We start from the raw sequence: 11,159 nt of genomic DNA, 5'->3' as shown, positions 1-11,159 counted from the left end.
AAAAATAGTGAGGAGTTTGTGAAAGCGATCCGATCCGCGGAAAAGAAAAATACACCTGTACGGGCGAAAGTTTTTAAACAATCAACCATGAATCGGGGAGCCGAAGTGGCCGAAATTCTTCCTCCAACTCCACAGGATCTGGCGGCCTTCAAGGCAGCCATGCGTAAATGAGTGGGAACGGTAATACTCAGGCGTGAGACTCTCCAATTCCCCTTTATTTCGTATACGCTTAAGCTGGTAGATACACTAAGAAAGTAGTTCCTTCCTCGGGTTGACTCTTCGCCGTAATCCATCCGCCGTGGTTTTCTACTACCTGCTGACAGATGGACAGCCCAATACCCGTACCCGGAAATTCATTCTTGTTGTGTAAACGTTGAAAAACCATAAAAATACGGTCAAGGTACTGTTCATCGAACCCTACGCCTTGATCGGATACACTGATGCGGTGAAAGACAGGGCCGGTCAGTTTACTTTCGGGGGGTAGTTCATTACGCTTGATTAACTCATACTGAATTTGTACCTCCGGCTGTTTTTCAAGTGGAGTAAACTTAATGGCATTCGATATTAAGTTTTGAAATAACTGGTGCAACTGTACCGCATCGCCTTTCACAGAGGCCAAAGCGTTCGTCTGAATACGGGCTTTGCGTTCGCGTATTGTCAGCGAAAGGGCATCGAGAACGCCCGCTAAAACCGCCTCCAGCGAAACTTCATCGAAACTTTGTTGTCGCGTCGCAAAGCGGGAGTACGTCAGCAGGTCGCTGACTAGCGAGGACATCCGGTAACCGGCGGTATTAATGCGTTCAAGTAAGTTGTAGGCTTGTTCGTCTAGTTGACCTGCGAAGCGTTTGGAAAGCAGGGTACTAAACGTTTGTATTTTGCGTAAGGGTTCCTGCAAATCATGACTAGCTACGTAAGCGAACTGCTGCAGGTTTTCGTTGGAACGTTGTAATTCCTGATTCGTCTGTAACAATTCCTGCGTGCGTTCCTGTACGTGCTGATCCAACTCGGCTGCCAAATCGCGGTACCGCTGTTCGCTCTGTTGAAGCTCCTGCCGAGCCAGGTATTTATCCGTAACATTCACCGCTGAATTCAGGATCGCAAATACCTTACCCTCACTGTCAAAAATGGGCTGATAGACATAGTTAAACCAGTATCGCTGCAAGCGGCCATTCGTCAAAAGGTCAGCGGGTTCCTCCGTGGCCCGGTACGTTTGACCTGTACGAAGGATCTCGTGCAAGAGCGGAATAAAAGGTTGTCCTTCCAGCTCCGGTAGAGCTTCGGCTAACTTCTGGCCAATGACCTCCGGTGTTCTACCCCAGAATTGAAGCATGGCATCGTTAGCAATGGAAATCACCAGATCACTGGTTTCGTAGACGCCAATGGCAAAGGGAGCTTCTTTAATCAAGCCCCGGAATCGAGCTTCACTTTTTTCGAGTCTTTGCCGGGATAATACCTGCTCCGTAACCTCTACGGCCATAATCATAATTCCGGTTACTTCGCCATCGGCCGAGCGAAGCGGCGTATATCTGAAATCGAAGTACAAATCTTCCAGACGACCGTTTCGGAAAAGCTGGGCTAAGACGCCATTCCCGTAAAAGGGCTCTCCGCTATCAAACACACCTTCCAGAATCTTAATAAAGGGCTGTCCTTGCATTTCTGGTAAGGCATCGATGAGCCGCATTCCCTTAATAGACGGATCTTTTCCCCAAACTTCAAAAAGTTGGGGATTGCCTAATTCAATTACCAGGTCCCGGCCTTTCAATTGACCCATTGCCATGGGAGCCTGCTCAAAAATGGCCCGGAAACGGGATTCACTCTCTTGTAAGTCCCGCTGGGCTTTAAGCTGCTCGGTAATTTCCATACTGAAATCCACGATACTTACCGTGCCGTCGGGCTCCTGGACGGGTTCAAAACTGGCGTAAAAATGAGCCGTTTCCAACTGATTGTTTCGCTGGATTTGAAGTGGAATATCGGTAGCTACAAATCGCTGCCTAGTGCTACGGACGGAATCAAAAATCTCCTTAAGGCCCTGACGACTCAATTCGGGTAGAGCTTCCAGTAAAGGCTTTCCCTGAATATCCTCGGCTCGGCGGCCTGCCATGTCGGCAATTCGGTCGTTAACTAACTCAAACACGTGGTCATCGCCACGTAGCAGTCCCAGACCAATGGGAGCGTGTTTTAGAACCGTTTCAAAGCGTTTACGGCTGGTTGCCAGAGCTATATTTTCCAGACGATACCGTTCTTCGCTTTCCTTCAAAGCCTGATTCTGTTTCCGTAATTCCAGGAGTTTAATGACCTGTTTCGCAAGAATTTTAAGAGCAGATAACTGTTTTTCAGTAAGCTGTTTCGGTTGATGATCAATTACGCAAAGCGATCCGAGGACATAGCCATTGGGATCGACCAGAGGTGATCCGGCGTAAAAAACGATATTGGGGAAACCTGTAACAAAGGCATTATCGGCGAATCGAACGTCCAACCGGGCATCCTCTACTACCAGCGGCTTTTGCGGGCTGACGAGGTTGTGCACGCAAAAAGAATGCTCGAGAGAAGTTTCCTGCAGATCAAGACCATGATGGGACTTGAACCACTGGCGGTCTTTAGCAACCAGACTAATCAACGCAATGGGCGTTTCGCAGATATCAGAAGCCAACTGGGTAATATCCTCGTAATCCTCTTCGGGTAAGGAGTCGAGAATATCATAGCTTTCCAGGGCAGTGATTCGATTGTTTTCCTCGGGTGATACAGGAGGGATAGCCATCGTACGTTAATCCAAGTAGAGGGGTAAAGTTATTGGAAAACATAGAGTGTACGATAAATGTTATCAAACTAGATAAAAACTTACCAGGGAAAGCTATCCATTGCTTTTCTGAACATTAAAACCTACGTTTCTTAACGTTCGGGTAGGCTATACTCACTACCAGTTCAAGAAAAAGGGACGGACTAAATTTGAAAGAGAAGGTAGGGTATAAAACAACAAATACTGACTATTTAGTGCATTGATTATCAGAATAATAGGTGATAATAATGAAAAGAATTTAAAACGTATATATCTATATGTTTTAAATTCATCTGGAATAGTAATCGTGTATTAAGGATTACTATTCCAGAGTATAAAAATCTAGAAAGCACTTTTCAATAATCCTCCTTCTACGCGTAAGGTAGCCCCGTTCGTAGCCGAAGCCAAGGGACTGGAGAGATACGTAACCATATGAGCAATTTCGTCTGGACTGGCAAACCGTTGAATCAGCGAGGTGGGGCGGAAGTCCTGGAAAAATACCTTTTCCATTTCTTCTTCCGTTTTATTTTCTTGCTTCGCCAGATTGGCAATGAATTCGCCCACGCCGCGTGACTTGGTGGGACCGGGCAAAACGGTATTCACGGTTACCCCCGTGCCTTTGGTAAGTTCGGCCAGTCCCCGGGCGACGGCCAGCTGGGCGGTTTTAGTCATGCCGTAGTGAATCATTTCACTGGGAATGAATACGGCCGATTCACTGGAAATAAAGAGGATACGTCCCCAGTTTTTCTCCAGCATTTTCGGGAAAAAGTGACGGGAAAGCCGGATGCCACTCATGACATTGACTTCAAAAAAGCGGAACCAGTCTTCGTCGGGGATCTCCGTAAATGCCTTGGGTTCAAACACGCCAATGTTATTGACCAGAATATCCACGGGAGGTAGCTTAGCCAGTAAAGCCTCTACGTCGGCCGCCTGAGCAAAATCGGCGGTAAAACCGCTGACCTGGGCATCCGGAACTTCGGATTGTAACTGCCGTACGGCAGCGGCTACATTTTCAGAGGTACGACCGTTTAGAATGACCGTAACCCCTTCCTTAGCCAGACCAAGGGCAATGGCATAACCGATGCCCGCCGTTGAACCACTCACAAACGCTGTTTTTCCTGCTAATTGCAAATCCATAATGCTTGATTTTTGAAGATGAACCGCTCGCTTCCTTCGCTCTAACGCTCTAATCCATTGTTGAATTACGGAGAGGATTGACGAGATCTGAAATCGATGGAATAACGAATACGGGTCGGTTTAGTTTCCTAAGCGTACGATAGCCAGCGGGTCAGAAACCTTGAGCAGGATTCCAGAAAACGAATCGATGGTAAAGCAATGCTTCGCAATGAAAACGCCATACCTTCTATGCTTGCCGGGTCACCGGACAAGCCGATAGAGATACGGAGCTTTGTTGGCGGCACCCGTGAATTTCTTTTCCAGACGTTCGAGTACCTGAAGATCCAGCATCTTCTTCTGAAAATTGTTACGGGCCAATGGTTTGTCAAAGATGGCTTCGTAAAGTTGCTGTACTTCCTTCATGGTAAAGGTTTCCGGCAACAGGTTAAACCCAATCATTTTCTGGTCCAGATTGGTACGCAGTGTTTCCAGGGCTTTGGCTACGATGGCATTGTGATCCATAATCAACGGAGGTAACTCCCTGACATTCATCCATTCAATCGACGCATCCAGTTCACTGGTTTGCGGTTTAACCTGATGCATGTCAACCAGAGCGTAATAACCAATCGATACAAAACGTCGGCTTAACCAGGCATACGCCCGGAGATCGTGGTGTTCGAGTTTGGCCGTATTCAGGGCTAATAAGCGGTCAATAAAATCCTGACTGCTTCGGGACTGATCCCCAAAAACCCAGAATTGCTCCAGATAAATGTCGCTGATACCAGTTCTGAACTTAAGAATCCGGTACGCGGCTTCATCAATACTTTCTTTTTGTAGGATATGGCCCCCGGGTAAAGCCCAGAAGTCCCCCCGGAAATCCATTTTAGGTATCAGGACTTTAAGCTCACCCGCTTCATACCCAAAAATGACGCAATCGATAGAGAGTTGTTGAATATAATCTTGCTCACGTAGCGGTTGCATAGGAAAAGGATATAAAGGGAAGTTTAAAAGAAAGACCTAAAAATAGCTTCAATCCCTGATTTTCCTTAGAAACCCAAAACTGCCTATCCGAAAACAGGCTTGGTACATATAGACGCAGGGTAAGGTATAGGGCTTCGTTTAAGATGAAAAGGCAGCATGTAAATCACACGAAATCAGAAGTATAGCTCAGCGTATCTTTTATCTGGTTAATTTGTATTAACCAGATAAATAATTGTGTAAAATTTATTGTCTAAAAATTAGACAATAAAAGTATTTCTCTAGCTTTGCTGCATTCAATTACTTACCCTATGCAAACTATACTTCTTCGAATTACCTCGCTGTGGCTGGGATTCTGTCTCCTCCAACAAGCCGCTTTTGCACAAAAACCGACCTTCGACGTACTCGTTTTTAGTAAAACGGCCGGATTTCGTCACGCTTCCATTGACGCCGGGAAAACGGCTTTGACCAAACTGGCCGGCGAGAAAGGTTTTGCCGTTGCTTTCACGGAGGATGCCAGTCAGTTTACTGAATCTAACCTGAGGAAGTACAGCACGGTGGTATTTCTAAATACGACGGGTGACGTACTCAATGACCAGCAGCAGACGGCCTTCGAACGCTACATTCAGGCAGGTGGCGGCTGGGTGGGCGTTCATGCGGCTACAGATACTGAATACGAATGGCCCTGGTACGGCCGATTGGCGGGGGCATATTTTCTGGATCACCCCATGACGCCGAGTAATGTGCAGAAAGGCAAGTTCATCGTAACCCTGAAAAACCACTGGGCAACCCGGGGCATGCCGGATGAATTCGAGCGTACGGACGAATTTTACAGCTTCAAGAATATTTCACCCCAGATCAACGTCGTCCTGAAAATTGACGAAAAGAGTTACATCGGAGGCAAGAATCCCGATTTCCACCCCATGAGCTGGTACCAGCCCTTCGACGGCGGCCGGGCCTTTTATACCGCCATGGGTCATACCGATGAAACCTTTTCGGAACCTTTGTTTCTGAATCACCTCTGGGCGGGTATTCAGTACACGGCGGGTGGCGATACGCCTCGGTCCCTGGACTTTTCGAAGGCCCGGCCCGAAGAAAATCGCTTCACCAAAGTGATCCTGGAAGAGAAGCTTGACGAGCCGATGGAACTGAGCGTATTAGGCGATGGCCGGATACTCTTTATCCAACGTAAGGGCGAAGTACGGCTGTACAATACCAAAACCAAGGAACTGAAAACTATTGCCAAACTGCCCGTAAGCATTAAATACGTGAGTAAGGAAGGCAAGGAATCGATGGGTGAGGATGGTCTGCTGGGGCTGAGTAAGGATCCCAATTTTGCTCAAAATCACTGGATTTATCTGTACTATTCGGATCCCAGCGAATCGAAAAACGTACTGAGTCGCTTTGAGCTGAAAGGCGATGAACTGGTAATGGATTCGAAAAAGATACTGTTGGAAATTCCCACCCAGCGGGAGGAATGCTGCCACACGGGCGGTTCCATTGCCTGGGATAAAGTAGGCAACTTGTACCTGTCAACGGGTGATAATACCAACCCGCACGGTTCGAACGGATTTAGTCCCAGCGATGAGCGGGAAGGTCGTTCGGCCTGGGATGCTCAGAAATCATCGGCGAATACCAACGATTTGCGGGGTAAGATTCTGCGGATCAAGCCTCAATCCGATGGCAGTTATACTATTCCCGATGGAAATCTTTTTACGAAAGGAACCGCTCACACTCGACCCGAGATTTACACGATGGGCCACCGCAACCCCTTCCGGATTTCGGTCGATCAGAAAACGGGCTTTCTGTACTGGGGCGAAGTGGGTCCGGATGCTGCCAAAGCGGATTCCAGTCGCGGTCCGGGGGGCCACGATGAAGTTGGGCAGGCTCGTAAAGCCGGAAACTTCGGCTGGCCGCATTTTGTGGGCGATAATAAAGCCTATACGAAGTATGACTTCACCGCCAGTAAATCCGGTGAAAAATGGCAGGTCAGTGCACCGACGAATAACTCCCCGAACAATACGGGACTGAAGGTCTTACCACCCGCTCAGAAAGCCTTTATCTGGTATCCATACGAAGCCTCTTCGGAGTTTCCACTGGTGGGAGCGGGTGGTCGAAACGCCATGGCGGGACCCGTCTTCTACTCCGAAGATTTTGCCAAAGCAGAGCGGGCCTTTCCTGGTTATTACGACAAAAAACTGTTCACGTATGACTGGATGCGAGGCTGGATTATGGCCGTAACCATGGATTCAGTAGGCAACTATGTGTCCATGGATCGCTTCATGCCTAGCTACAAATTCAGTAATCCCATGGATATGGAATTCGCTGATAATGGGGATTTGTACATGTTGGAATACGGTTCCGGCTGGTTTACAGCGAACGACGACGCCCGTCTGATTCGGATTGAATTTAACGGCGGCAACCGGAAACCACAGGTACAGATTGCGGCTAACAAGCTGGGCGGAGCTGCTCCGCTGGCCGTGAAGCTCACCGCTAAAGGTACCACCGATGCAGACGGCGATGAACTCAAATATTCCTGGAAGATAACTTCTAAAAATGGTTTCAGTAAAACCATTACGCAACCCGAAGCGGCTTTAACCCTGGCTCAGATGGGACTCTACAAAGCTACGCTGACGGTAAATGATGGGAAGGGTGGTGTCGCTTCGCAGTCGCTGGATATCACCGTAGGCAATGAAGCTCCCGTACTTACGGTCGAACTACCGCAAAAGTCCTTTTTCACGCCTAACCAGCCTATCCAGTACCAGGTGAAGGTCAGCGACAAGGAAGATGGAACGTTAGGCAAGGGCATCAACCCGGAGCGAGTAGCCGTAAACATTGACTACCTGGCTGAAGGCTACGACAAAGTAGCTATTGCTCAGGGGCACCGCTCGGCAGATGCGGGGGCTTTGCTGGCGACGGGTAAAAAGCTCATCGAATCGAGTGATTGCAAGGCCTGCCACAGTGTGAACAAAAGGTCCATCGGACCCGCTTACGTGGATGTAGCCAAAAAATACAAAGGTGACCCTTCGGCGGTGGAGCGGCTGACGAAGAAAGTGATTGCTGGCGGTGGCGGTGTCTGGGGAGAAACGGCAATGGCGGCCCACCCACAGTTGTCTACCTCCGATGCGGCCGAAATGGTGAAATATATTCTGAGTGTATCCGATCAGACGGCCGGAGCAAAGACGTTACCCCTGAAAGGAAGTTATACGGCGAGTTTGCCTACGGGAGATAAAGGAAAAGGCGTATACATCGTCCGGGCTTCCTACGAAGATAAAGGAGCCAAAGGGCTGCCTGCATTGCGGTCCGAACAAAGCTACGTACTCAGAAATGCCAAGGTGGACGTTCACGGTTTTGACGATTACGATAATGTCAATAAAATGGCTTATGGTGGAAATAACCTGGCCATTCCCGCTAAATCCGGTGCGTACATGGCCCTTAAACAGGTGCATCTGAATGGCGTATCAGGGGTTCGGGTTTTGGCGGTAGCTCCGAAACCGCAGCTTAATGCCGTGGGTGGAAAAATACAGCTCCGTCTGAATAGTCCCACGGGTCCCTTACTGGGAGAGTCGGCGATGTTAGAGCCTTCCGATAAACTCGATTTTCAACCCCAGGCCCTGACCATTCCGTTGAAAGGTCCGATGGCTATGGAAACCAAACCCCAGGATGTGTATCTGGTATTTGTCAATCACAGTAATGCCACGGGTAGTTTAATGGTGGTGATGGGTACGGAGTTTCTGATGGGTTCGGGGACTGAGTAAGATGAAAGCAGGACAGTTCTGGGGTTTGCAAGGTGTTCCATGCTAAACGCGTATAGCTATAGAGTAAATTGAGTATGGAAGATTAGTAGAAAGGGAGAAGGGGCTGCTTATAATAAGCCCCTTCTCCCTTTCTATTTATACGCAAAGAATTCTCAGTCGCGGAAATTCCAGAATCGGTGAGTACAAAGAATTAATCCAGGGCTACTAATTCAATAGCAGGATGCTCGGCAATGATTTCCAGGATCAGATCGAAATAGGTCGGTCCTGAGCCACTTTTCAGTGCCCTTAGTTTTTCTTGAAATAAGGGAACATTAAACGGCGATCCCGGTTGTAGTTTGGCCTCGTAGTAGGCTTTCGTTGTTTCGTACCCGAGGGCTTCCCGGCTCTGAGAAATGTGCTCCCATACTAACTGAATTTCTCCCTGATTTTTAAGTGCCCCAAAACCACCATACAGTAAATCATCCAAAGCATCCAGACTCGGACCAATTTTCCAGTTTTCGTCGGCCATAAAAACCCGATTGATTTCCTCATAAAAAGAAGGAAGGTCTTTGATGGTTTGACCGTTTATGATGATTTGTTTTTTCATATCGTTTATGCTTGGTAGAGGAAGGGTTTCGTACGCGGCTTTAGAGTTACTCGTACAGTTGGGGAGTAAGTACTATCAAAATAAATGCCCTATCCCCTTTCTGCTGCTAAGGGCTCATGAATAAATAATCGTATCCGTAGAGCCCAGACCTAACGGGTTTCTATCCTTTCAAAGTGGAAATTGATTTTTCATTTTGAAAGGCTAAGGATAGTTTATTCTGAGTTAAATCTCTAACTACTAGATGGATATCGATTGATTTCGGGCAAGGCATGACTTTCTTAGCAGGTGATTGATTAATCGACTAGAATCATGAATACTACAAAAAATGCTCCGTCTGTGCCCATCCATACAACCCCTTTTTCAATCGCCCGTACTCTTACGCTAAAGCGTTTGCAAAAAGTATCGAAGTTCAGAAATCGGTTAAAACCCTATCCGATCTTGGTATTGATTATCAGTGGATTATTGCTTACTACCGGACTGGTACAAATTCTAGTTACGCTGGTAGGGGCGTATTAATACACTTCATAATCGATTTAAACCGTAACGTTTTACCTAAGCCAAAAGTTATTCTAGCGTAGTATACACAGTCGTTGAATCAGTTGAATGACGGGTAAAGGCAATAAACCACCCGCGAGAATCAGTAAAAACTCGGTACCGAGGACGGGCTCAATACGAAGTACCTGCCGAAGAAAAGGAATCGTGTAGGTAGCAAGCAGGAGGAGGATACAAAAGCCAATCGCTCCCCATACGTACCGATTCTGAGTAATCTCGTTGACAAAGAAGGATCGTTCCGAGTGGAGATTGAATACGTGCATCAGCTGAGCAAAAGCCAGCGTATAAAAGACGAGGTTGTTGGCTTCCTGGGGACGTAAATCAAAACCAAAAATTCCCGCGTAATAGACCCCCAAAACGGAAGCCGTCAGCACGAGTGCATACACTAGCAAGGTACGCCAGTCCTGTGGACTGAGTAAAGGCATTTGCGGGTCCCGGGGCGGGTGCTGCATGACATCCCGGTTGCTTTTACCCACGCCCAGAGCCAAGGCGGGAAAAACGTCGGTGACGATATTGATAAAGAGAATCTGAAGGGGTAGTAAGGGAGCTTCTACGTTTAGAAATCCCGCTACGGTGACCACAAAAATTTCACTCAGATTACAAGACAGCAGGTACAGTACAAATTTGCGGATATTTTCAAAAATGACCCGTCCCTGAGCAATGGCCGTTCCGATGGACGTGAAGGAGTCATCCTGTAAGACCATCTCGGCGGTCTCCGCGGCTACCTGCGTACCACGTAGTCCCATGGCAATACCAATATCGGCTTTTTTGAGAGCGGGAGCGTCGTTCACACCATCACCCGTCATGCCTACGATGGCACCGGTATTCTGATAGAGCTCGATAAGGTCCAGTTTCTGCTGGGGACTCACGCGGGCAAATACCCGGCAATCCATAAGCTCGGTTTTATCCGCTTTGGCAAACAGATCAGTTAGCTCTTTTCCCGTAATAGCCCGGTTTTCGTTTGCGGTGATTAAGCCCACCTGCGTAGCGATGGTGAGGGCCGTCGTAGGGTGATCCCCCGTAACCATAATGATTTTAATACCCGCTCGTCTACAGGCTTCCAGCGTAGGGGTAACCTCCGTTCGGGGGGGATCTAAGAAGCCAATCATGCCGAGGTACGTAAGATCAGCTTCAGCAAAATCATTCGCTGGTTTTTCGGAAAGTTCTTTTGTTGCGAAGGCTAGTGTTCGTAAACCCTCGGTCGCCATCGATTCGGATAATTGGATTAATTCGTCCGTTTTGGAAACGTTGGTACTACGCTTGAGTACTTCCTCTAACGCCCCCTTAACGGCTACTACGTAGAAAGAATGTTCTACCTGGTGTAATGTGGCCATGATCCGCGAATCGGAATTAAAGGGTATTTCTGCCTGACGAGGATAGGTCTTTTGTAACG

7 protein-coding genes are annotated in these 11,159 nt (G+C 47.9%); 2 read left to right on the top strand and 5 right to left on the bottom strand.

The genetic code is table 11. From position 1 onward, the window contains the following. Positions 1–229 precede the first annotated feature (229 nt). From ACOJTG_RS23285 to ACOJTG_RS23275, 3 genes are all read right to left on the bottom strand, one after another. On the bottom strand, positions 230–2,758 hold the full coding sequence (locus ACOJTG_RS23285) for a PAS domain-containing protein (protein ID WP_420156004.1): 2,529 nt from the start codon (positions 2,756–2,758) through the stop codon (positions 230–232). A gap of 360 nt (positions 2,759–3,118) precedes the next feature. Beyond that, complete coding sequence (locus ACOJTG_RS23280) at positions 3,119–3,913, bottom strand: SDR family NAD(P)-dependent oxidoreductase (RefSeq protein WP_420156003.1); 795 nt, start codon at positions 3,911–3,913, stop codon at positions 3,119–3,121. 240 nt (positions 3,914–4,153) lie between these two features. Continuing rightward, complete coding sequence (locus ACOJTG_RS23275) at positions 4,154–4,873, bottom strand: NUDIX hydrolase (RefSeq protein ID WP_420156002.1); 720 nt, start codon at positions 4,871–4,873, stop codon at positions 4,154–4,156. A 308-nt stretch (positions 4,874–5,181) separates the two neighbouring features. Here ACOJTG_RS23275 and ACOJTG_RS23270 point away from each other — a divergent pair, with 308 nt between their 5' ends. Continuing rightward, positions 5,182–8,628 (top strand): ThuA domain-containing protein, encoded by a 3,447-nt coding sequence (locus ACOJTG_RS23270; RefSeq protein WP_420156001.1) that lies wholly within the window; start codon positions 5,182–5,184, stop codon positions 8,626–8,628. Between the two features lie 190 nt (positions 8,629–8,818). Here ACOJTG_RS23270 and ACOJTG_RS23265 read toward each other — a convergent pair whose 3' ends face one another. After that, the gene (locus tag ACOJTG_RS23265) at positions 8,819–9,214 is read right to left on the bottom strand and encodes a barstar family protein (protein WP_420156000.1); all 396 of its coding nucleotides are present in this window, start codon (positions 9,212–9,214) and stop codon (positions 8,819–8,821) included. 309 nt (positions 9,215–9,523) lie between these two features. On the opposite strand from ACOJTG_RS23265, the gene ACOJTG_RS23260 reads away from it, so the two are divergent. Then, positions 9,524–9,730, top strand: coding sequence for a hypothetical protein (locus ACOJTG_RS23260; RefSeq protein ID WP_420155999.1), 207 nt, complete (start codon positions 9,524–9,526; stop codon positions 9,728–9,730). A gap of 53 nt (positions 9,731–9,783) precedes the next feature. On the opposite strand, the gene ACOJTG_RS23255 is transcribed toward ACOJTG_RS23260, so the two are convergent. Continuing rightward, positions 9,784–11,159 (bottom strand): cation-translocating P-type ATPase (locus tag ACOJTG_RS23255; protein ID WP_420155998.1); only part of this gene is annotated, 1,376 nt, incomplete at its 5' end.

The sequence above is a fragment of the Siphonobacter sp. genome, from assembly GCF_048595215.1.
GTDB lineage: Bacteria > Bacteroidota > Bacteroidia > Cytophagales > Spirosomataceae > Siphonobacter.
This window is presented reverse-complemented; position numbering and strand designations above follow the sequence as displayed.

Coding starts and splice junctions, on each gene's coding strand:
- ACOJTG_RS23260 (WP_420155999.1), top strand. CDS start 9,524: ATGAATACTACAAAAAATGCTCCGTCTGTGCCCATCCATACAACCCCT.
- ACOJTG_RS23265 (WP_420156000.1), bottom strand. CDS start 9,214: ATGAAAAAACAAATCATCATAAACGGTCAAACCATCAAAGACCTTCCT.
- ACOJTG_RS23285 (WP_420156004.1), bottom strand. CDS start 2,758: ATGGCTATCCCTCCTGTATCACCCGAGGAAAACAATCGAATCACTGCC.
- ACOJTG_RS23270 (WP_420156001.1), top strand. CDS start 5,182: ATGCAAACTATACTTCTTCGAATTACCTCGCTGTGGCTGGGATTCTGT.
- ACOJTG_RS23275 (WP_420156002.1), bottom strand. CDS start 4,873: ATGCAACCGCTACGTGAGCAAGATTATATTCAACAACTCTCTATCGAT.
- ACOJTG_RS23280 (WP_420156003.1), bottom strand. CDS start 3,913: ATGGATTTGCAATTAGCAGGAAAAACAGCGTTTGTGAGTGGTTCAACG.